This window comes from Paraburkholderia sp. BL18I3N2 (assembly GCF_003001875.1).
In the GTDB taxonomy this organism is placed as follows: domain Bacteria; phylum Pseudomonadota; class Gammaproteobacteria; order Burkholderiales; family Burkholderiaceae; genus Paraburkholderia; species Paraburkholderia phytofirmans.
The window spans coordinates 221,213-242,315 of record NZ_PVNC01000008.1 but is presented as its reverse complement, the minus strand read 5'-3'; the positions used below and the strand labels follow the sequence as shown (position 1 = coordinate 242,315).

Annotated in this window: 17 protein-coding genes; 11 read left to right on the top strand and 6 right to left on the bottom strand. The window is 63.9% G+C overall.

Annotation, left to right across the window (positions count from 1 at the left end):
• Positions 1-117: 117 nt before the first annotated feature.
• Positions 118-1,317 carry an acetyl-CoA C-acyltransferase gene (locus B0G75_RS22835; protein ID WP_106310624.1) on the top strand — a complete coding sequence of 400 codons (1,200 nt, stop codon included), beginning with the start codon at positions 118-120 and terminating at the stop codon, positions 1,315-1,317.
• Positions 1,318-1,435: 118 nt separating this feature from the next.
• Positions 1,436-2,206, top strand: a complete 771-nt coding sequence (locus B0G75_RS22830) for an enoyl-CoA hydratase (protein WP_106310621.1) — start codon at positions 1,436-1,438, stop codon at positions 2,204-2,206.
• A 132-nt stretch (positions 2,207-2,338) separates the two neighbouring features.
• On the opposite strand, the gene fdhD is transcribed toward B0G75_RS22830, so the two are convergent.
• Entirely contained in the window at positions 2,339-3,178 is an 840-nt protein-coding gene (gene fdhD / locus B0G75_RS22825; protein ID WP_106310618.1) for a formate dehydrogenase accessory sulfurtransferase FdhD, read from the bottom strand.
• Positions 3,179-3,324: 146 nt separating this feature from the next.
• Between fdhD and B0G75_RS22820 the strand changes: the two genes are divergently transcribed.
• Both B0G75_RS22820 and B0G75_RS22815 read left to right on the top strand, forming a co-directional pair.
• The gene (locus B0G75_RS22820) at positions 3,325-3,801 is read left to right on the top strand and encodes a nitrate reductase associated protein (protein ID WP_106310615.1); all 477 of its coding nucleotides are present in this window, start codon (positions 3,325-3,327) and stop codon (positions 3,799-3,801) included.
• A 240-nt stretch (positions 3,802-4,041) separates the two neighbouring features.
• Entirely contained in the window at positions 4,042-7,152 is a 3,111-nt protein-coding gene (locus tag B0G75_RS22815; protein WP_106310612.1) for an EAL domain-containing protein, read from the top strand.
• Positions 7,153-7,171: 19 nt separating this feature from the next.
• On the opposite strand, the gene B0G75_RS22810 is transcribed toward B0G75_RS22815, so the two are convergent.
• Positions 7,172-7,786: a glutathione S-transferase N-terminal domain-containing protein gene (locus tag B0G75_RS22810; RefSeq protein WP_106310610.1), complete on the bottom strand. Its 615-nt coding sequence runs from the start codon at positions 7,784-7,786 to the stop codon at positions 7,172-7,174.
• Between the two features lie 160 nt (positions 7,787-7,946).
• Between B0G75_RS22810 and B0G75_RS22805 the strand changes: the two genes are divergently transcribed.
• Both B0G75_RS22805 and B0G75_RS22800 read left to right on the top strand, forming a co-directional pair.
• Positions 7,947-8,879, top strand: coding sequence for a LysR substrate-binding domain-containing protein (locus B0G75_RS22805; RefSeq protein WP_106310607.1), 933 nt, complete (start codon positions 7,947-7,949; stop codon positions 8,877-8,879).
• Between the two features lie 195 nt (positions 8,880-9,074).
• Positions 9,075-9,410, top strand: coding sequence for a DUF4148 domain-containing protein (locus B0G75_RS22800; protein ID WP_106310604.1), 336 nt, complete (start codon positions 9,075-9,077; stop codon positions 9,408-9,410).
• Between the two features lie 68 nt (positions 9,411-9,478).
• On the opposite strand, the gene B0G75_RS22795 is transcribed toward B0G75_RS22800, so the two are convergent.
• Positions 9,479-9,874 carry an acyl-CoA thioesterase gene (locus B0G75_RS22795; RefSeq protein WP_012431732.1) on the bottom strand — a complete coding sequence of 132 codons (396 nt, stop codon included), beginning with the start codon at positions 9,872-9,874 and terminating at the stop codon, positions 9,479-9,481.
• A 285-nt stretch (positions 9,875-10,159) separates the two neighbouring features.
• Here B0G75_RS22795 and B0G75_RS22790 point away from each other — a divergent pair, with 285 nt between their 5' ends.
• Complete coding sequence (locus tag B0G75_RS22790) at positions 10,160-12,049, top strand: ABC transporter ATP-binding protein/permease (protein WP_106310601.1); 1,890 nt, start codon at positions 10,160-10,162, stop codon at positions 12,047-12,049.
• Between the two features lie 71 nt (positions 12,050-12,120).
• On the opposite strand, the gene murU is transcribed toward B0G75_RS22790, so the two are convergent.
• Positions 12,121-12,849 (bottom strand): N-acetylmuramate alpha-1-phosphate uridylyltransferase MurU, encoded by a 729-nt coding sequence (gene murU / locus B0G75_RS22785; protein ID WP_106310598.1) that lies wholly within the window; start codon positions 12,847-12,849, stop codon positions 12,121-12,123.
• A 3-nt stretch (positions 12,850-12,852) separates the two neighbouring features.
• Positions 12,853-13,944, bottom strand: coding sequence for an aminoglycoside phosphotransferase family protein (locus tag B0G75_RS22780; RefSeq protein WP_106310595.1), 1,092 nt, complete (start codon positions 13,942-13,944; stop codon positions 12,853-12,855).
• 223 nt (positions 13,945-14,167) lie between these two features.
• Here B0G75_RS22780 and B0G75_RS22775 point away from each other — a divergent pair, with 223 nt between their 5' ends.
• From B0G75_RS22775 to rsmA, 4 genes are all read left to right on the top strand, one after another.
• Positions 14,168-16,534, top strand: coding sequence for an LPS-assembly protein LptD (locus B0G75_RS22775; protein ID WP_106310592.1), 2,367 nt, complete (start codon positions 14,168-14,170; stop codon positions 16,532-16,534).
• 67 nt (positions 16,535-16,601) lie between these two features.
• Complete coding sequence (locus B0G75_RS22770; RefSeq protein WP_106310589.1) at positions 16,602-17,963, top strand: peptidylprolyl isomerase; 1,362 nt, start codon at positions 16,602-16,604, stop codon at positions 17,961-17,963.
• A gap of 5 nt (positions 17,964-17,968) precedes the next feature.
• On the top strand, positions 17,969-18,979 hold the full coding sequence (gene pdxA, locus B0G75_RS22765; protein WP_106310586.1) for a 4-hydroxythreonine-4-phosphate dehydrogenase PdxA: 1,011 nt from the start codon (positions 17,969-17,971) through the stop codon (positions 18,977-18,979).
• A gap of 146 nt (positions 18,980-19,125) precedes the next feature.
• Positions 19,126-19,956 (top strand): 16S rRNA (adenine(1518)-N(6)/adenine(1519)-N(6))-dimethyltransferase RsmA, encoded by an 831-nt coding sequence (gene rsmA, locus B0G75_RS22760; RefSeq protein WP_012431739.1) that lies wholly within the window; start codon positions 19,126-19,128, stop codon positions 19,954-19,956.
• Positions 19,957-20,002: 46 nt separating this feature from the next.
• Here rsmA and B0G75_RS22755 read toward each other — a convergent pair whose 3' ends face one another.
• A complete protein-coding gene (locus B0G75_RS22755; protein ID WP_106310583.1) occupies positions 20,003-20,938 on the bottom strand; it encodes a DMT family transporter in 936 nt (311 codons plus the stop codon).
• Positions 20,939-21,103 lie beyond the last annotated feature (165 nt).

Below are 21,103 nucleotides of genomic sequence, written 5' to 3'. Positions count from 1 at the left end.
CACTTCGTGCATGGGACCAGAGTAAGCGTTGAAGCGCCAACTCTGATCGACCGCGATGAGACTGCATGGGACCAGAGTAAGCGCTAAAGCGCTCTCTGGTCGACAAAGGAGCTTCAAATGGCAAAGCAATTGCAAGACGCATACATCGTTGCCGCGAGCCGTACGCCGATCGGCAAGGCGCCGCGCGGGATGTTCAAGAACACCCGCCCGGACGAACTGCTGGTGCACGCGATCAAGTCGGCCGTGGCGCAAGTGCCCGGCCTCGACACCAAGATGATCGAAGACGCGATCATCGGCTGTGCGATTCCGGAAGCGGAACAAGGGCTGAACGTCGCGCGCATGGGCGCGCTGCTGGCCGGCCTGCCGAATAGCGTCGGCGGCGTGACGGTGAACCGTTTCTGCGCATCGGGCCTGACCGCGCTCGCCATGGCCGCCGACCGCATCCGCGTCGGCGAGTCAGACGCGATGATCGCGGGCGGCTGCGAATCGATGAGCATGGTGCCGATGATGGGCAACAAGCCGTCCATGTCGCCGCATATCTTCGATCGCAATGAAGACATCGGCATCGCCTACGGCATGGGCCTGACGGCGGAGAAAGTCGCCGAACGCTGGAAGATCAGCCGCGAAGCGCAGGACGCGTTCTCGGTGGAATCGCACCGCCGCGCCATCGCCGCGCAGAATGCCGGCGAGTTCAACGACGAAATCGCTGCGTACACAATCACCGAGCGCTTCCCCGATCTCGCCACCGGCGAAGTCCGCGTGAAGACCCGCGAAGTGTCGCTCGACGAAGGTCCGCGCGCGGAAACCTCGCTCGAAGGTCTCGCCAAGCTGCGCGCGGTGTTCGCGAACAAGGGTTCGGTGACCGCGGGCAATAGCTCGCAGACGTCGGACGGCGCAGGCGCGCTGATCGTGGTGTCGGAGAAAATGTTGAAGGAATTCAACCTCACGCCGCTCGCGCGTTTCGTCAGCTTCGCCGTGCGCGGCGTGCCGCCGGAAATCATGGGCATCGGTCCGAAGGAAGCGATTCCGGCCGCGCTCAAGGCCGCCGGCCTGAAGATCGACGACCTGGACTGGATCGAGCTGAACGAAGCGTTCGCCGCGCAATCGCTGGCGGTGATTCAGGACCTCGGTCTCGATCCGGCGAAGATCAACCCGCTCGGCGGCGCGATCGCCCTCGGCCATCCGCTTGGCGCGACGGGCGCGATTCGTGCGTCGACCGTGGTGCATGGCTTGCGCCGCCGTAACTACAAATACGGCATGGTGACGATGTGCGTCGGCACGGGCATGGGCGCGGCGGGCATCATCGAGCGCCTGTGACCAGGTTCACCCCAAGGTTCGCTTCGGTCCTCGCGCTTGCGCGTTGAGGACCGCAGAACGGTTCGCAGGCCATTCGGTTTGCGAACCGTTTTTACATTCTCAGCAGGAGTACGAGGAGATGACGATGGATATTCTGGTCGAGCGCGCCGACGGCGTGCTGACGATTGCCTTCAACCGGCCCGACAAGAAAAACGCGATTACGGCCGCCATGTATCAGACGATGGCCGACGCGCTGGTCGAAGCGCAAGGCGACGCCGCCGTGCGCGCCATCCTGATTCGCGGCAGCGCGGGCATTTTCAGCGCCGGCAACGATCTCGAAGACTTCATGAAGACGCCGCCGATGGGCGAACACGCGCCGGTGTTCCAGTTCCTGCGCGCGATCAGCTCGGCGGAGAAACCGGTGGTGGCGTCGGTGGCGGGCGCGGCGGTCGGTATCGGCACGACCCTGCTGCTGCATTGCGACCTGGTCTACGCGGCCGATACCGCGAGCTTCTCGCTGCCGTTCACGCAACTCGGATTGTGTCCGGAAGCGGCGTCGAGCCTGCTATTGCAGCGCGCGGCCGGCTATCAGGCGGCGGCGGAGAAACTGCTGCTCGGCGAAGCGTTCGACGCCGCCGAGGCGCAGCGCATGGGCTTCGTGAATCGCGTGCTGCCCGCCGCCGAAGTAGACGCGTTCGCCGCTTCGCAGGCCGCGAAGCTGGCTGCGTTGCCGGCTTCGTCGTTGCGCGTGACGAAGAGTTTGATGAAGCGCGCGAGCCACCAGGAATTGCAAACGCAGATGTCCGAAGAAGCCGTGCATTTCGGCAAGATGCTGCTCGCGCCCGAAGCGCGCGAGGCGTTCAAGGCGTTCTTCGAGAAGCGTAAGCCAGACTTCCGGCAATTCGATTGAGCGGCGTGTCGGGTGCTCCGGACACTTCAGACTTGCGAGCGCTCTGAGGTTGGAGGGAGTTGCCCGCGCGCCACTTCGAGCGTCTGCGCGTCAGGACGTTCGCCCGCCTGAATGTTCAGGCTCGTTGGCTGCTCAAGGCTGCGTCGGCTGCAAGGTATCGTAGTCGACGTAGCTTTTCTCGCGGCAGAAGCTCACCAGCCGCACGCCCGCCTTGCGCGCAATCGTAATCGCCAGCGACGACGGCGCCGAGATCGTGGCGACCATCGGCACGTCGACGCGCGCGGCCTTTCGTACCAGTTCGTAGCTGGCGCGGCTCGACAGAAACACGAAACCGTCTTTGGTATCCACACGGTCGAGCACCAGCTGGCCGATCAGCTTGTCGAGCGCATTGTGGCGGCCGACGTCCTCGAACGCGTAGCGGATCGCTCCCTGGGCGTCACACCACGCCGCGGCATGCAGGCCGCCGGTCAGCCGCGTCAACGCCTGATGCTCGGGCAAATCGCGGGCCGCGCGCGCGATCGCGTCCGGCGCCAGCCGCTGCAGGAAACCGGTATCCGCTACACGCTCCGGCTGCAGATCCAGCAAATCGATGCTTTCGATGCCGCAAACACCGCAGCCGGTGCGCCCGGCGAGCGCGCGGCGCTTCTCCTTCAGCGCGACGAAGGCCTGTTGCACCACTTGCAACTGCACTTCGGCATGCGGCAATTCGCCGTCATCATGCAGTTCGACCTCGATGTCCTGAATGTCGCTGCCACGCGCCACGATCCCTTCGGAAATCGCGAATCCGACCGCGAACGCTTCCAGATCGCGCGGCGTGCACATCATCACCGCATGCGAAATGCCGTTGAAGACGAGCGCGACCGGCCATTCCTGACCAACGTGGTCGATCACGGTTTCGACCGCCGCGCCGCGATGCCGGTGCACCTGGCGCTCCACCGCGCCCGGCTGCCCGGCTGTTTCCAGTTCGTTCAAGCTAGTTCACTCCTTTGCGATGCCGCGCGCGCGAGCGGTTGATGGCCCGGCGGGTTGCCGCCGGCCATGCCGCCGTCGCGCGAATAAGGTTCTAAAATACCCCAAGCTGGGCTTGCGTGTTGCCGCCATCCAAGAGGGACATAGTCATGGGACTCAACGAAGCACCGCTTCTGTTCAACTTCGAGGTCGAGTCTTCGGAGAATTTCACTTACATCCCGATGTCGGTGCGCTTCAATCTCGACCGCTTCGGGCTGCGCATCTCGCTCGATCAATGGCAAACGCTGCCGCTCGAAGACCGCAAGCTGCTGGCGCGTTTCCCGGTCGAAGAAGACGCGGAAATCGAGCCGAATTTCGATCATGCCCTGTTCGAAATGCTACGCACCCACGCGAACATCGAGCCGGAGTGGTTCACGCCCGAGGAAGCGCCGGCCTGGCGTCGCACGGACAGTGTGCCGGAGGGTATCTCGCATCAGGCGCAACTGGCCGGTCTCGCCGCGCCGGGCGTCGCCCAATGGGCCGAACTGGAGCCGTTCAAGCGCTACGTGCTCGCCAAGCTGTCGCGCAAGCCGGAGGCCAATCACGATTTCGTTCCGGCCATGAAGGAATTCGGCGCGGCCGGCTAGGTACGGCCGATCGGGCGCCGCCGCACACGTGACTAGCTAGCGCCGCCAGCAGCCCGGCGCCGGGGCAACATCAACCGCCTAACGCGGCCCTCCAGGTTTTTTTCACTCACTACCCTCAATCTGTTCCGAACTCTGCCGTTATCCATGGGTTGGCGCGTAAAGAGAGTCGTATCGATGCGGCCCGACGCATCGGCCGCGATCGCGCGCTCCCGCCCGCAGAACGATTGACGTTCGGAACCCATGACTCCTTTTCTATCGAAGCGGCTGCTGATCAATCTGGCGGTCGTTGCCGCGGCGATCGGCGCGAACGCGTTCGTCGCCTATACGCAGATCTGCGGCCAACGCGACGCTGACGCGCGCATGCTGCGTTCGACGAGCGTGCGCCAGCACCTCGACGCCTACCACACGGCGCTCGACGGCGGCCTGGCCGCGCTCGGCCGCTTCGAGGCGTCGGGCGAGTCGGCGCCTGCCAGCGCGGCCGCTGCGATGGCGGCGACGCTCGCGGATCTGGAGCGCGACCTGCGCAATGAACTGGCCGGCGAACCCGCCATGCTCGACGCGCTCGCGAAGCTGAGCGCCGACAGCCACGCGTTGCAACACGACATCGACGACGCGCTGCTCAGGAGCGCCGCTGCGGGTCCGGACGCCTCGCGCGCGTGGGCCGCCTCGACCTACACCCATCTCGGGCTCGGCCTGGATCGCGTCGAAGCGGGCCTCGCCGCACTGCGCGGCGCGGAGAATCGCGCGTTGCAGGCGTCGCTCGCGGCGTCGGCGAGCGAAACGCAGCGGGCGATGTTCTTGCTGATCGTGACCATGCTGGGCGGTAGCGTGCTGCTGATCTTCACGTTCGGCGCCCGCGAAAACAGCGCGCGCGAGAAGCTGCGCAGCGTGCGCGCGCTCGGCCGCCACGACGAACGCTTTCGCGGCCTGTTCGACGAGCATCCGGTGCCGATGTACATCTTCGATCGCGAGACGCTGCGCTTTCTCGCCGTCAACGCGGCCGCGATCCAGCAATACGGCTACACCGAAAGCGAATTTCTCGGCATGACGGTTCGCTCGATCCGCCCGAACGGCGAAGTCTCGCGCCTCGAATCGCACATGCAGCGCAGCGACGCGGGCCAGCACGGCCGCACCATGGCGGGCATCTGGCACCACCGGCGCAAGGACGGCTCGACGATCAGCGCCGACATTTCTTATCACGCGCTGAACTTCATGGGCCGCGCCGCGTTCTTCGTGCTCGCCGACGACGTCACCGATCAGATCAACGCCGAAGCCGAAGCGCAGCGTTCGAACCAGATGCTTGAAGCGGTGATCGACAATATTCCGCAGCGCATTTTCTGGAAGGACATGGAGTCGCGCTACCTCGGCTGCAACATGGCGTTTGCGCGCGACGCCGGGCTCGCGTATCCGGAGCAGGTGGTGGGCAAGAGCGACGCCGACATGCCGTGGCGCGACTTTTCGACGTTGCTGAACGACCACGACAAGGAAGTGGTGAGCACCGGCGTGCCGAAGATGAACTTCGAAGTCGATCTGGTGATCGACGGCGTGCATCGGACCACCGTCACGAGCAAGCTGCCGTTCACCGACGGCGACGGCCGCGTGATCGGCGTGCTCGGTTCCTACACGGACATTACCGAGCGCAAGCGCGCCGATCTTGCGTTGCGTCTGCAAAGCCGCGCGCTCGATGCCAGCGTCAACGCGATTCTGATCACCGCGCCGTCGCCGACCGGCAATCTGATCGAATACGTGAACCCGGCGTTCATGCGCATCACCGGTTACGACGCCACCGAGGTGATCGGCCACGATTGCCGCGTCCTGCAACGCGACGACCGCGAGCAGGAAGGCGTTTCGCTGATCCGCCAGGCGCTCGCGGCGAACCGCGAAGTTAGCGCGGTGGTGCGCAACTACCGCAAGGACGGCGCGCTGTTCTGGAATCAGCTCTTCATCGCGCCGGTGCCGAATCAGGACGGCATGATCACGCACCACATTGGCGTGATCAACGACGTGACCGATCTGATGCGCTATCAGGAACAGCTCGAATACCAGGCCAACTACGACAGCCTCACGCGCCTGCCGAACCGTAATCTGCTGCGCGATCGCCTGCAACATGCGTTGATCGTCGCGCAACGGCATCACAAGGGTGTCGCGGTCGTGTTCATGGATCTGGACGGCTTCAAGAACGTCAACGACAGTCTCGGTCACAGCGTCGGCGACCGGCTGCTCAGCGTGGTCGCGGAGCGCCTCGCGCGTTGCACGCGCACGAGCGATACGGTGGCGCGCCACGGCGGCGACGAGTTCGTGATCGTGATGACCGACACCGTCGACGAACAGTCGCTGATCGCGTGGATGGAGCGCGTGCGCGCGTCGATCTCCGAGCCGGTCTGGCTCGACGGCACCGAGCTGTACGTAGGTTGCAGCATGGGCGCGAGCCTGTTCCCGCAAGACGGCGAAGACGCCGAGACGCTGATGAAGAAGGCCGACCTCGCGATGTATCGCGCGAAGGACATGGGCCGCAACACGTTCCAGTTCTATCAGCCGGAGATGAACGCGAGTGCGGGCGCACGCCTGAATCTCGAACGGCGTCTGCGCCGCGCGTTGCGTGACAACGAGTTCCTGCTGCACTACCAGCCGCAAGTGGATATCGAGAGCGGCCAGATCGTCGGCACCGAGGCGCTGGTGCGCTGGCGCGATCCGGAAGTCGGACTGGTGCCGCCGTCGTCGTTCATTCCGGTCGCAGAGGAAAGCGGGCTGATCGGGCCGCTTTCGGAATGGGTGCTGCGCGAGGCGTGCCGCCAGAACAAGGCCTGGCAGGACGAAGGCTTGCCGCCGGCGCGCGTGTCGGTGAATCTGTCGGCGCGCGTGTTCCAGCAGCGCGACATCGCCAAGCTGGTCATGCAGGTGCTAGCCGAGACCGGTCTCGAGCCGCAATACCTCGAACTGGAACTGACTGAAAGCACCATCATGCGCAATGCCGAAGAAGCGGTGTCGATGCTCAACGAACTGCACGCGCTCGGTATCGGTCTCGCCATCGACGACTTCGGCACCGGCTATTCGAGTCTCAGTTATCTGAAGCGCTTCCCGGTGGATCGGCTGAAGATCGACCGCTCGTTCGTGTCCGACATCGGCGTGTCCGGCGACGACGAGACGATCACCTCGGCGATCATCGCACTCGCGCATTCGCTGAAGTTGCAGGTTATCGCCGAAGGCGTGGAGACGTCCGCGCAACTCGACTTCCTGAAGGAGCGCGCGTGCGATGAGATGCAGGGGTTCTACTTCGCGAAGCCGTTGTCGACGGACGCGATCTCCGAGTTACTGCAAGGTGGCATGAGGCGCGAGCTGGCGACGGTTTGAGCCGCTCGCGCCGAGACACTTACTCTGCCGGCGTGCTCAGGAAAACCGGCAGACCTTCCGCCAGTTCGGAGAACGACTGCAGGACCGGATGCGCCGTCTTGCTGACCGTCCCCGGCAGCATCATCTGCGTGAAGTGCCAGGCGACGGCCACGGTGACGTCGGCGGCGTCGAACTGATTGGCTTCGATCGGCAGCGCGGCCGCCGCGAGTTCGCGTTCCAGCTCGGCGTAAGCGGCGAACAACTGCGTGCTCACGCGATCGATCCACGGCTCATGTTGCTTGTCCGCCGGACGCAGATTGCGTTCGTAGACGATCTGCACGGTCTTCTCGCACGCCGCAAGCGCGAGACCCGTGAGGCGGGCGGCGCGCAAAGCGGCGTCGGGATGCGTCGGGAAAAGCCGCTGGTTCGGCCCGACGAGCGTGGCCAGGTACTGGAGGATTACCGTCGAGTCCATCACGGTCTGGCCGTTGTCGGCGATCAGCGTAGGCGCCTTGACGACGGGGTTGATTCGCGCGAACTGTTCGTAGGTGCTGAACACCGAAATCGACTCGTGCTCGAATTCAAGCTTCAGCAATTTGAGGCAGATGGCGACCCGGCGTACGTAGGGCGAATCCAGCATTCCGATCAGTTTCATCTCATTCCCGTTAGAACATCTATCATGGCGCGCCCGAGCTCTTCGTGGTCGCGCGGCTTAGCTGCCGGCACAGGTCGAGGCGCATCGAACCGATAGATTAAGCATCTCCGCAGCGCAAAAAAAGCGACAAATAAAGACGATTTACGTCAGAATTTCTTACATGAAACCGATCCCGCCTTTGACCGCGCTGCGCTGCTTCGAGGCCGTCGCCCGTTTGGGCGGCGTGACGCAGGCCGCGCGGGAGTTGCATGTCACGCACTCGGCGGTGAGTCAGCAGATCAAGGTGCTGGAAGAATCGATGGGTGTCGCGCTGTTCATGCGCGAGGCGCGCGGGCTGCGGCTGACCGAGGAAGGACGGCTTTATGCGCTCGACATCCGCACGGCATTGCGCGACATCGCCCATGCGACGCGCCGCGCGCAGGCGCGCCCGCACGAGAGCGAACTGGTGATCACCACCTTGCCGTCGTTCGCGCAGCATTGGCTCGTGCCGCGTCTCGGCAGCTTTCGCGATGCGCATCCGTACTACCGGATTCGCCTGCAGACGAGTTTGCAGGTCGAGGATTTCCGCCAGGGCGCGAGCGACATCGGCATCCGCATGGGGCAGGGGCATTGGCCGGACGTCGCGCAACAGAAGCTGTTCGACGACGAGATGGTGGTGGTCGCAGCACCGCATTTTGCTCTGACGCCGCATGGCCGCTTGCCTGTGAACGCGGCAGAAGTGCTGGTCTGTCCGCTCATTTCGAGTCCCGATACGCCGTGGCACGACTGGTGTCAGGCGGCGCAGGTGGCGGAGCCGGCCGAGGGCGCCGTGGTGTTGTCCGCGAACGACTCGAATATCGTGATCGGCGCCGTGCTGCAAGGCCAGGGCGTCGCACTCGAACGGCGCAGCCTGGTTGCGTACGCGCTGGCGCGCGGCGAGCTGGTGCAGATCACCGATATCCGCGTGCCGTACCGTTATCCCTATTGGCTGGTCTGGCAGCAACGCGAAATGCTCAATGCGTCGCAGGCGCATTTCGCGCAGTGGATCGAAGGGCAGGTCGACACTTATCTGCGCAGCAGCGGCGCGCCGGCGGCGGCGCTTCGTGCGGGTTAGCCCGTATTCGTTCGCATAAAACGTTTGCGCGAGGGTTTCGGTCGGCTATATTCGTGGTTCCCATCTCAGACCGCGCTGGGAACCACGAAGCACCGATTCACGTGGCGTTGCGCCCGATTTTCGCTGCTTGCACTGAGTCATGGGCGTTGCGCCGTCGACTATCCGCCAATCTGATTGATCCGACTGGAGTGAACAATGACGTCGTCACCTGCAAAGAAATTGTCCGTGTTGCTGGCATCGGTTGTACTGAGCGTGGCTTGCGCCGCGCCGGCGTTCGCGCAAAGCGGCGGCGGTGGCGGGCCGGCGGGGAACGACTCCGACGCGGCGGTTCCGTCTGCCGCATCGAAAGCGGCGCCGTCCACCAAAGCTCAGCGCAAGGCCGCGCGCAAGCAGGCGCGGGCGAAGAAAAACGCCGAGTTGAAGAAATTGGAGGCCAACGGCTATCAGCCGTCGGCCACCGATTCGAACTATCCGAATGACATTCAGAAGGCGCAGAAGAAGGCGGGAATCGGCCAGGCAGCGAGCCAGTGACGCGGTACTACGGCTGAAAAAACGAGGCGCCGCGGCGCCTCGTTTTTCATTGTGCGCAGCAAGCGCGCTCAGTCCAGTACCGGCAGCGCGCGCGGACGGCGGTCGCTATCGGTGGCGACGTAGGTCAGCGTGGCTTCGGTAACCTTCACCAGATCTTCGGTCAGGCTCATGCGCTGCGCGTAGACCTCGACCGCCACGGTGACCGACGTGTTGCCCGTCTTGACGATGTCCGCGTAGAAACTCAGCAGATCGCCGACGAACACCGGTTGCTTGAACACGAACGAGTTGACCGCGATGGTCGCCACCCGCCCGTTGGCGCGGCGGCTCGCCGGAATCGAGCCGGCAATGTCCACTTGCGCCATGATCCAGCCGCCGAACACGTCGCCATGGACGTTCGCGTCCGAGGGCTGCGGCACGACGCGCAGCGCGCAGTGCTTTTGCGGGAGTTGAAGCATATCGGTCATCGGGGGCACCCTTGAGAAACGTGTTGGCTCGGTCGGCTCGACCGGCAGGCGGGGGATTTCACGACAACGGTACGGCACGCACCGCGCGGCCAACGTGCCACCCACGGCGGGCCAACCCATGAAAAGCGGCGCCAGCCGGCTTCTGCGACAATAGAAAGATCAGGAATTGTACGGGAAAGCGCCCAGCGAGGTCGCGCGACAACAAGCAGTGTGCCGGGCAGGCACGCCGCGGTCGGTGCGCCGCTGCGAACTCCGGCATTTCCGCACTCTCCCCAGCCGATCCCCATGCGCCGAACGCCCTCGTCCGAACCCTCTCCGATCTCCACCCAGCCGCGCAACGACTGGCACACGATCCTCTCGCTGCTGCCGTATCTCGCCACCTATAAATGGCGCGTCGGCTTCGCGCTGAGTTGCCTGATCGGCGCGAAGGTCGCCAACCTCGGCGTGCCGATCGTGATGAAGCGGATCGTCGACGGCCTCGCCTCGGTGCAGCATCTCACCGCGCTCGGTCGCGCGCACGATTCGCCGGGCATCGTGCTGTTGGGCGGCGTCGGCCTTCTGGTGGTCGCGTATGCGGTGGTGCGGCTGTCCACGTCGCTGTTTACCGAACTACGCGAGATTCTGTTCTCGAAGGTGACTGAAAGCGCAGTGCGGCAACTCGCACTGAAAGTGTTTCGCCATCTGCATGCGCTGTCGCTGCGCTTTCACCTCGAAAGGCAGACGGGCGGTATGTCGCGCGATATCGAGCGCGGCACGCGCGGCATCACGCAACTGATCTCGTATTCGCTGTACAGCATTCTGCCGACGCTCGTCGAAGTCGGGCTCGTGCTCGGCTTTTTCGTCGTCAAATACGAGGCGTATTACGCGGTGGTCACGTTCATTGCGCTTGCCGTGTATATCGTGTTCACGGTGAAGGTCACGGAGTGGCGCACGCATTTTCGCCGCACCATGAACGATCTCGACTCGAAGGCGAATTCACGCGCGATCGATTCGCTGCTGAACTACGAGACGGTCAAATACTTCGGCAACGAAGAGTGGGAAGCGAGCCGTTACGACGAAAATCTCAAGCGCTATCGCACGGCGGCGATCAAGTCGCAGCGCTCGCTCTCGGCGCTGAACTTTGGGCAGCAGGCGATCATCGGCACCGGGCTCGTGTTCATTCTTTGGCGCGCCACACAAGGCGTGATGGCCGGGCGTCTCACGCTCGGCGATCTGGTGCTGATCAACACCTTCATGCTGCAGCTTTATATTCCGCTGAATTTTCTGGGCGTGGTGTATCGCGAGTTGAAGCAAAGCCTCACCGATATGGACCGCATGTTCACGCTGCTCGGCGCGTCACAGGAAGTGCCCGATCTTGATGGTGCTCCCACGCTGCGTGTGAGCGGCGCGCAGGTGCGCTTCGAACGGGTGAACTTCGCGTACGAACCGGCGCGCCAGATTCTGCACGACGTGAGCTTCACGATTCCCGCCGGCACTACGACGGCGGTGGTCGGCCATAGCGGTTCCGGCAAATCGACCCTCGCGCGGCTGATGTTCCGCTTCTACGATCTGGACCGCGCGACGGGCGGCGCAATCACTATCGACGGTCAGGATATTCGTGACGTGACGCAGGATTCGCTGCGCGCGTCGATCGGCATCGTGCCGCAGGATACGGTGCTGTTCAACGATTCGATTTACTACAACATCGCTTACGGTCGGCCTTTGGCGACACGCGACGAAGTGATTGCAGCGGCGCGCGCGGCGCATATTCACGAGTTCATCGAAGGGTTGCCGAAAGGCTATGAAACACCCGTCGGCGAACGTGGCCTGAAGCTGTCTGGCGGCGAAAAGCAACGCGTGGCGATCGCGCGGACCATTCTCAAGAATCCGCCGATCCTGTTGTTCGACGAAGCGACCTCCGCGCTGGATTCACGTTCCGAGCGCGCGATTCAGCATGAGCTCGATCTGATTGCTCGCGAGCGCACGACGCTGATCATCGCGCATAGGCTTTCGACGGTGGTGCACGCACAGCAGATCATCGTGATGGACAAAGGGCGGATCGTCGAGCGCGGCACGCATGCGGAACTGTTGCGCGCGAACGGCCTGTTCGCGCAGATGTGGGCGTTGCAGCAGCAGCGCGCGGCAGAGGCGCCGGAGGCGGTGGAAACGGTCGGCGCGGGGGACGGCGGGCGATAAATTTGCGCGGCGATTCTTGGCGCGGTCCCCGCGCAATTCGGCGCGAACCTTTAGCGCCGAACGCCGAACTTCTAGCGCCTGCCGTCTGACACGCGCAAACGCCGATCCAGTTCACCCAACTGAGCCGGCGTACCGACGTTCTCCCACAAGCCCTCGTACAACTCGCCAGTTGCGAGACCGCGTGCAATCGTGTCGCGATAGTACGGCGTGAGCGCGCGTCGCGTGCCGCTCGGCAGATCGCGAAACATGCGCGTGTCGTACAGACCGATGTTGCCAAACGTGAAACGCGGCTGGGCATCGAGCGATAACACGCCGCCGTCCACCAAACCAAAGTCGCCGTTCGGATGAAACGCCGGGTTCGGCACCATCACCAGATGCATGCCCGGCTCGGGCAAGACCTGCAATTTTTCGGCGCGCGCATTCAGCGTCGCGTAATCGAAATCGGCGTACACATCGCCGCTGACCGCGACGAACACTTCGCTCGCGCTGTCATCCTCGAGCAGCGGCAACGCCTGCACGATGCCGCCCGCCGTCTCCAACGCTTCGCGCTCCGCCGAATAGCGCAACTGGACTCGCCAGCGCGAACCGTCGCCGAGCGCGGCTTCGATCTGCTCGCCGAGCCATGCATGATTGATCACAATGGTGCGAAAGCCCGCTTGCGCGAGCCGTTCGATCTGCCACACGATCAGCGGCTTGCCGCCCACGTCGAGCAAAGGCTTGGGACATGTGTCGGTCAACGGACGCATGCGCTCGCCGCGTCCGGCGGCGAAAATCATCGCTTTCTTCAGGGACATCGTCATCGGTCAGAAGGTGTAGCCGACTTCATTCGCGCGGCCTTCGAGATCGTCGAGGAGCTTCGCGAACGGACGCAGCGGAGCGTAGCGCTCGGCGACCTTGCGCGCATAGCCGATGAAACGCGGCAGGTCCTTCATGTAGTGCGGCTTGCCGTCGCGATAGTTGATCCGGCAAAAGAGGCCCAGCACCTTGATGTGCCGTTGCAAACCCATCCATTCGATCTGACGGTAGAACTCGCCGAAATCGGGATCGACCGGCAGGCCGGCTTTTTTCGCCCGTTCCCAGTAGTACACGAAGCAATCCAGCTCGAACTCTTCGTCCCAGCTCAGGAACGCGTCGCGCAACAGCGAGGCGACGTCGTAGGTGATCGGGCCGTAGACCGCGTCCTGGAAGTCCAGCACGCCGGGGTTCACGGGATTCGGTTCGGCGGCGATCATCAGATTGCGCGGCATGAAGTCACGCAGCATGAACACTTGCGGCTGCGCGCGGGCGCTCGCGATCAGCAGCGCGAACGTGCGATCGAGCACGCCACGGATTTTTTCGTCCGCTTGTTCGTCTGTCCCGTGGTCCAGATGCCGGCCGAGGAACCACTCCGGCATCAACTCCATCTCGCGGCGCAGGAAGGCTTCGTCGAACGGCGGCAGCACGTCTTCGCGCGAGGTGAGTTGCCAGCGGATCAGCGCGTCGAGCGCGTCGCGCATCAGCGAACGGGCGCGGCGCGGGTCATCGGCGTTTTGCGCTTCGGTCAGCGCGCCGAGGTATGAAGCCGTGCCCAGATCGGTGACGAGCATGAAGCCGGCCTCGAAATCCACCTCGAGCACACGTGGTACGTGCACGTCGGCGGCCGCGAGCAACTGCGCGACCTGCACGAATTCGCGGCACTTTTCGGGAGGCGGGGCATCGACGGCGATCAGCGTGCCGTTGCTTTCGCCTTCCGCCGCCTTACCGGCGAGCCGGAAATAGCGGCGAAAACTGGCGTCGGACGAAGCCGGGACAAGTGTGTCGAGCTCGAGCGAATAGCGCGCCGCGTGGCCTTTCAGCCAGGCTTTGAGCAGGTCGAGACGGGTATCGGTGGAGTCTTGGGATGGGGGCAGCGTCATGAAAACCGGCGGCAAATTCAGAGGGGCAACGTCTTGCCATATAATACCCCACGACTTTTTTGACGCGGCTCACGCCAGCTTTTCGCGTATTCCGCTTTACCGCCCGCCGCATCGTTCAACAGATTGTAAATATTGATGTGCAGCCGACTGTCACGGTCGGGGTGTGCAGGCGGTGGACCGTGACTGCAGATGCTGACGGACGAGCCGATTCGCCAAACGATACATGCCGCCTAGACAGCTTTCCCAAACGACTCCCTCTTGTGCTGTTGTGCCGCGCAAAAGGCGGCTCGTCGCGGCGTTGATCGCCGTTCCGGGCCTGATGCCCGCGCTTGCGCACGCCCAGCTGGTGGGGGAAGCCGCGCAGCCGCAACCTATCGACGCGCCATGGGGCATGCAGCTCGCCCCGCAGCTCGAAGACCGTCCGCTGCAGACGGGCCAGAAGCCGGCCACGTTCGTACTCGGCGACGCGACCACCGGCACCAGCGACCAGGACATGGCCGCCAAGGGTTCGGCCGAGGTGCGCCGCAATACGGTCGTGATCAAGGCCGACGCGTTGCACTACGACCAGGACACGGACATGGCCGACGCGTACGGCCAGGTCCACGTCGTCAACAACGGCAATTCGTTCGTCGGCCCGGAAGCGCATATGCGTGTGGATTCGAGCGAAGGTTTCATGACCGCGCCGAAGTACCACTTCAACGTGACGGGCGGCTCGGGGAGCGCGGAGCGCGTCGACCTGCTCGACAACGAGCGCTCGGTGTTCACGAAGGGCACTTACACGGCCTGCGCGTGCGCGGACGATCCGGCGTGGTACATCAAGGGCAGCGAGTTCGATTTCGACACCGGCGCGGACGAAGGCGTCGCCCATAACGGTGTGCTGTTCTTCCAGGGCGTGCCGGTATTCGCCTCGCCCTGGCTGTCGTTCCCGCTTTCGGGCCAGCGGCGCAGCGGGGTTCTGCCGCCCACGTTCTCGCTGAGTTCGTCGAACGGCTTCGAACTGTCGGTGCCGTATTACTTCAATATCGCGCCGAATCGCGATCTGACGGTCACGCCGCGTGTGATCTCCAAGCGCGGCGTGCAATTGCAGTCCACGTTCCGTTATCTGTCGCCCACGTATTCCGGTTCGATCACCGGCGAGTTCCTGCCGGACGATCACCTGACCAAGACCAACCGCTACGCGCTGTACATCCAGCACAACCAGAACTTCGGCAACGGGTTCGGCGGCTACATCTACTACAACAAGGTCTCGGACAACACGTATCCGGAAGACCTGTCGTCGTCGGTCAGTCAGTTCATGAACGGCACCCAGCTCCTGTATCAACAGGAAGCCGGGTTGACCTACACCAATGGACCGTGGTCGGTGCTCGCGCGCGAACAGCACTGGCAGACGCTGGCGCCTTCAACGGCGCCGTACGGCCGCGAGCCGCAGTTGAACGTGAAGTACGCGAAGTACAACGTCGGCGGCTTCGACTACGGCGCGGAAGCCGATTACACGAATTTCCGCATCACCACCGCGGATCAGACCGAAGGTCAGCGGGTGATGTTCAACCCGTACCTTGCGTATTCCGTGGTCGGGCCGGGTTACTTCGTCACGCCGAAGGTGCAATGGCACTTTGCGTCGTACAACCTGCGCAATATCAGCAACGACGTGCCGGCCGGCACGCCGAAGAATTTCACCGAATCGATCCCGACGTTCACCTTCGACACGGGCCTGATCTTCGACCGTTCGGTGCGGATCTTCGGGCAGGATTACATCCAGACGCTCGAGCCGCGTCTGTACTACGTGTACACGCCGTATCGCAATCAGGAGTCCGCGCCGCTGTTCGACACCGCCGACTCCGACTTCGGCCTCGCGGAAATCTTCACGCCGAACACCTTCGTCGGCAACGATCGGATCGCCGACGCGAACCGCCTGACGGCCGCTCTCACCACGCGCTTCATCGACGCGGCCACGGGCGATGAGCGGGCGCGTTTCGTGATCGCGCAGCAGTACTATTTCCAGGACCAGCGCGTCACGCTGCAGCCCACGCAGACCAGCACGCAGGCCACGCATTCGGACCTGATCGCGGGTGCGTCGTTCAAGCTCGGCGCCGGTTTCGCTTCGGAAACGGCGTTCCAATATAATGCCGACAACAACCAGTTGGTGAAGACGAGCATCGGCTTCGGGTTCAGCCCGGCCACCGGCAAGGTGATCAACGTCGGGTACCGTTACACCCGCGCGAACACCACGCTGGACAACCAGCCGATCAATCAGGTGTTGATTTCGGGGCAATGGCCGCTCACGCATCGGGTGTTCGGCGTCGGCCGTTTCAATTACGACCTGGGCGGCCATCGGATCGTCGACGGTCTGGTTGGCCTGCAGTACGACGCCGATTGCTGGACGCTCGGCGCGGGGATCCAGCGCTACGCGAACGGTCTGAACACCTCGGGGCAGAATCAGTCGAGCACGCGGTTTCTCGCGCAGTTGACGTTCAAGGGCTTGTCGAGCGTCGACAACGGGCTGATGAGCGCATTCCGCGCCAGCGTGGCGGGCTATACGCCGTTGCCGCCACCGCCGCCGCCGGAGTCGCGTTTCACCAATTACGAATGACGCTTGCCCGATCATTTATAAAGTGCGAAAAGACGGGCCAGGCGCGCCCGACATCATTGGAGTATCTGTGGCAATCATGAAAAAGCTTCGCTTGGCAACGCTTGCGGCCGGTCTGGCCGCCGCGGCGTCTTTCCTGTCGGTCGCGCCGGTGCAGGCGCAGGCGCTGGGCGGCAGTAGCGGCCAGACGGTCGACACCATTGCCGCAGTGGTCAACAACGGTGTCATCACGCGGCGCGAGCTCGACGAACGCATGGGCCTGATCACCCGCCGCCTGAACCAGCAGAACGCGCCGGTCCCGCCGCTGGACCAGTTGCGTCAGCAGGTGCTCAACCAGATGGTGCTGGAACGCATCCAGTTGCAGAAGGCCAAAGAAGACAACATCAATATCGACGACGCCACCGTGCAGAAAACGCTCGAACGGCTGGCCGCGGCGAACAACCTGTCGCTCGACGTGTACCGCTCGCGCATTGAGGCGCAAGGCGTGCCCTGGAGCACGTTCACCAGCGACGCGCGTACCGAACTCACGCTCTCCCGCCTGCGCGAGAAGGAAGTGGACAGCAAGGTCACGGTGTCGGACGCCGAAGTCGCGAACTATATCGCCAGTCAGCGTGGCCCGAACGCCGGCGCGACGAGCGACCTGCATCTGCAGCACATTTTCCTGAAGGCGCCGCTAAACGCGCCGGAGACGGACATCGAGGCGGCGCAGCAGAAGGCCCAGGCGTTGCTTACCGAAGCGAGGGGCGGCGCCAATTTCGACAAGCTGGCGAAGTCGAATTCGCAGGCGCCGGATGCATCGAAAGGCGGCGATATCGGTTTCGTTGCGCCGTCCAAGCTGCCGCCTGAAGTCGTCAAGGCTGTCTCGACCATGCGTCCCGGCGAAGTCAACCCGGATCTGATCCGCACCAACGACGGTTTCGAAATCGTGCGTCTGGTCGATCGCCGTGCGGGTCAGGGCACCAGCTCGGATGCGCCGAAGCTCGTGCAAACGCACGTGCGCCACATTCTGCTGCGCGTCGGCGACGGCATGTCGGAACCGCAAGCGCGCCAGAAACTGCTCGAAATCAAGAACGAAGTCGCCGCAGGCGGCGATTTCTCCAAATTCGCGCATACTTACTCGCAGGACGGTTCGTCGTCGCAAGGCGGCGACCTCGGCTGGATCAGCCCGGGCGAGACGGTGCCGGAATTCGAGCGCGCCATGAACAACCTGCAGGACGGCCAGATCAGCGATCCGGTCCGCAGCGAATACGGCTATCACCTGATTCAGGTGCTGGGCCGCCGCGAATCCGAAGGTTCGGTCTCGCAGCAGATGGATCTGGCGCGCCAGGCCATCGGTCAGCGCAAGGCGGAACAGGCCTACGCCGACTGGCTGCGCGAACTGCGCGACACCGCGTATGTGGAAGTGAAGCCCACTCTGTCGAGCACGCAATAACTGTCATGACAAGCGCTACCCAGTCCGCCCGCCCACCGCTGCAGATCGCGATCACGACCGGCGAGCCCGCCGGCGTCGGTCCCGAATTGACGGTGCAGGCACTGGCGGGCGCGGCGGCGCATTGGCCGCACGCGCAGTTCACCGTGCTGGGCGACGCCGACCTGCTCGCCGAACGCGCGCGGGCCGTGGGCGTCGACTGGAGCGCGCTGGTGGCGGACGGCAAGCGCGTGCGCCTGCAGCACCGGCCGCTCGGAGCGCCTGCCGTTGCGGGCAAGCTCAACGCGGCCAACGGCCGCTATGTGCTCGACCTGCTGGACAGCGCGATCGACGGCGCGGTAGCCGGCACGTTCGACGCGATCGTCACCGCGCCGCTGCAAAAGAGCACCATCAACGATGCCGGCGTGCCGTTCACCGGCCACACCGAATATCTGGCCGAGCGCACGCACACGCCGCGCGTGGTGATGATGCTGGCCGGCACCGGCAAGCGCCCGTTGCGCGTCGCACTAGCAACCACGCATCTGCCGCTCAAGGATGTGTCCGCCGCGTTGTCTATCGAAGGCATTGTCGAAACGCTGCGCATCATCGATCACGATTTGCGGCATCACTTCGGCTTGCCGGCGCCGCGCATCCTCGTTACGGGCCTGAACCCGCACGCGGGCGAAAACGGTTATCTCGGCCGCGAGGAAATCGATGTCATCACGCCGGCGCTGAATCTCGCGGACGCTCAAGGCATTGACGCGCGCGGTCCGTATCCGGCCGACACGCTGTTCCAGCCGCGTTATCTGGACGAGGCCGATTGCGTGCTGGCCATGTTCCACGACCAGGGCCTGCCGGTGTTGAAGTACGCCACGTTCGGCGAAGGCATCAATGTCACGCTCGGATTGCCGATCATCCGCACTTCGGTCGATCACGGCACCGCGCTCGATCTGGCCGGCACCGGCCGCGCCGACGCGGGCAGCCTGATCGCCGCGATCGAGACGGCGGTGTCGATGGCGCAGCACCGCCGCGCGGGCTGACTCGGCGCTGCCGGGCTGCTGCTCGCGTGTATCCTGCCGCTAGCAGCAGCGTATGCGGCTCGGCGAGCGCGTCGAGCGCATCCAGAAGTGCGCGCCGCTCAGCCAGTTCCTTTTCTTAAGCAGTTCTCTTTCTTAGCGTTTCTTCGATGTCCACCAGCAGACAGCAACAGGGCCGGCACCAAGGTCATATCGCGCGTAAGCGTTTCGGTCAGAATTTTCTGGTCGACATGGGCGTGATCGATTCGATCGTCGATGTCATCCGGCCGCAACGCGGCGAGCGTATGGTCGAGATCGGGCCGGGACTCGGCGCGCTCACCGAACCGCTGATCGAGCGTCTCGCGACGCCGGAAGCGCCCTTGCACGCCGTCGAACTGGATCGCGATCTGATCGGCCGTCTGAAGACGAAATTCGGTGGCCTGCTCGAACTGCACGCCGGCGACGCGCTGGCGTTCGACTTCGGTTCGCTGGCCGCGCCGGGCGAGAAGGCGTCGCTGCGCATTGTCGGCAATCTGCCGTACAACATTTCGAGCCCGCTGCTGTTTCATCTGACGTCGTTCGCGCATCGCGTGATCGATCAGCATTTCATGTTGCAGAACGAAGTAGTCGAACGGATGGTGGCGGAGCCGGGCACCAAGGCGTTCAGCCGTCTCTCGGTGATGCTGCAATACCGCTATGTGATCGACAAGCAACTCGATGTGCCGCCCGAAGCATTCAACCCGCCGCCGAAAGTCGATTCGGCGATCGTGCGGATGATCCCGTACGAACTGCATGAGTTGGCGCCAGTGGACGAGCGCGTGCTCGGCGAAGTGGTGACGGCCGCGTTCTCGCAGCGTCGCAAGATGTTGCGCAATACGCTGGCCGCGTATCGTGATTCGGTGGATTTCGAGGCGCTCGGCTTCGACCTGCAACGCCGCGCCGAAGACGTGCCGGTGGACGAATACGTGCGCGTTGCGCAGATCGTGGCGGCCAAAGCCTAAGCCTTGGCGGGGGTATCGGGTCTGCGGTCTCGAATAACGCGATCCTCTAACCTGTCACCCGCTTCGCCGGTGCGTTGACCAGCGCGATGCCGGCCAGCACCAGCACCGCAGCCATCAGAAAGCGCAGACTGAACGACTCGCCGAGCAGCAGCACGCCGAAGGTCACGCCGAACAGCGGCGTGAGAAACGAGAACACCGACAGGCGCGAAGCGATATAGCGCGTCAGCAACCAGAACCACAGCAGATAGCTGACGAACGCCACGATCACCGCCTGATACGCGAGGCTCACCACGGTCAGCGGCGTGACGGTTTCCACATGCGCCTGGCCGAGTCCGAGCGCAAGCGCGAGCAGCACCACCGCCGACACCATCAGTTGATAAAACAGCGTCTTGCTGGCGCTCGATTGAGCGAGTCGCGTGGCGCGCACCACCACGGTTGTCGCGGCCCACGTGATGCCACCCAGCACGCCGAGCGCGTCGCCCGCGACACCCGCGAGCAGTGAACCGCCGGCGGCGTGGCCATGCAGGAAGCCGTCCGCGAAGGCGAGCGAGATGCCCGCGAACGCCACGACGATACCCGCCCACTGAATCCGCCGCATGCGCTCGCCGTCGACGAACCAGTGCAGGCCGAGCGCCGTGAAGCACGGCGCGGTGTATAGAAAGACCGCCATGCGCGACGCGCTGGTCAGCGTCAGACCAAGAAAAATGCACACGAACTCGCCCGCGAACAGCACGCCCGCGAGCAGGCCGGCGCCCAGGGTGCCGTCGTCGCGAAAGAGCGGCGTGCCGCGTGAGCGCGCCCAGCCCCACACCAGCACCGCCGCAATCGCCGAACGCAGACCCGCCTGGAAGACCGGCGGCACTGCCGCATTGGTGCTTTTGATCGCGACTTGCTGGAGGCCCCAGATCGCGCACAGGCCAATCATCAACAGGATGGCGAAGCTATCCGGGGCGCGGCGTGCGGGCAGGGCGGAGGTGCTCATGGGCGGTGTCGAGTCGGAAATAGCTCGTACGATAGCAAACCTGCCCACGCCACCCGCCGATGACCCCATTGCCTACGCGTGCTTCTTTTAGGCCGCAAGCAAGGCTGTAAGCGTTTTTGCCGACTTAACAACACCTGTCTCAGACTAATTTCGCACGGCTCGCGT

Bases quoted from the DNA above. Each gene is read 5' to 3' on its own strand.
- B0G75_RS22835 (WP_106310624.1), top strand. From the start codon at position 118: ATGGCAAAGCAATTGCAAGACGCATACATCGTTGCCGCGAGCCGTACG.
- B0G75_RS22830 (WP_106310621.1), top strand. From the start codon at position 1,436: ATGACGATGGATATTCTGGTCGAGCGCGCCGACGGCGTGCTGACGATT.
- B0G75_RS22820 (WP_106310615.1), top strand. From the start codon at position 3,325: ATGGGACTCAACGAAGCACCGCTTCTGTTCAACTTCGAGGTCGAGTCT.
- B0G75_RS22815 (WP_106310612.1), top strand. From the start codon at position 4,042: ATGACTCCTTTTCTATCGAAGCGGCTGCTGATCAATCTGGCGGTCGTT.
- B0G75_RS22810 (WP_106310610.1), bottom strand. From the start codon at position 7,786: ATGAAACTGATCGGAATGCTGGATTCGCCCTACGTACGCCGGGTCGCC.
- B0G75_RS22805 (WP_106310607.1), top strand. From the start codon at position 7,947: ATGAAACCGATCCCGCCTTTGACCGCGCTGCGCTGCTTCGAGGCCGTC.
- B0G75_RS22800 (WP_106310604.1), top strand. From the start codon at position 9,075: ATGACGTCGTCACCTGCAAAGAAATTGTCCGTGTTGCTGGCATCGGTT.
- B0G75_RS22795 (WP_012431732.1), bottom strand. From the start codon at position 9,874: ATGACCGATATGCTTCAACTCCCGCAAAAGCACTGCGCGCTGCGCGTC.
- B0G75_RS22790 (WP_106310601.1), top strand. From the start codon at position 10,160: ATGCGCCGAACGCCCTCGTCCGAACCCTCTCCGATCTCCACCCAGCCG.
- murU (WP_106310598.1), bottom strand. From the start codon at position 12,849: ATGACGATGTCCCTGAAGAAAGCGATGATTTTCGCCGCCGGACGCGGC.
- B0G75_RS22780 (WP_106310595.1), bottom strand. From the start codon at position 13,944: ATGACGCTGCCCCCATCCCAAGACTCCACCGATACCCGTCTCGACCTG.
- B0G75_RS22775 (WP_106310592.1), top strand. From the start codon at position 14,168: ATGCCGCCTAGACAGCTTTCCCAAACGACTCCCTCTTGTGCTGTTGTG.
- pdxA (WP_106310586.1), top strand. From the start codon at position 17,969: ATGACAAGCGCTACCCAGTCCGCCCGCCCACCGCTGCAGATCGCGATC.
- rsmA (WP_012431739.1), top strand. From the start codon at position 19,126: ATGTCCACCAGCAGACAGCAACAGGGCCGGCACCAAGGTCATATCGCG.
- B0G75_RS22755 (WP_106310583.1), bottom strand. From the start codon at position 20,938: ATGAGCACCTCCGCCCTGCCCGCACGCCGCGCCCCGGATAGCTTCGCC.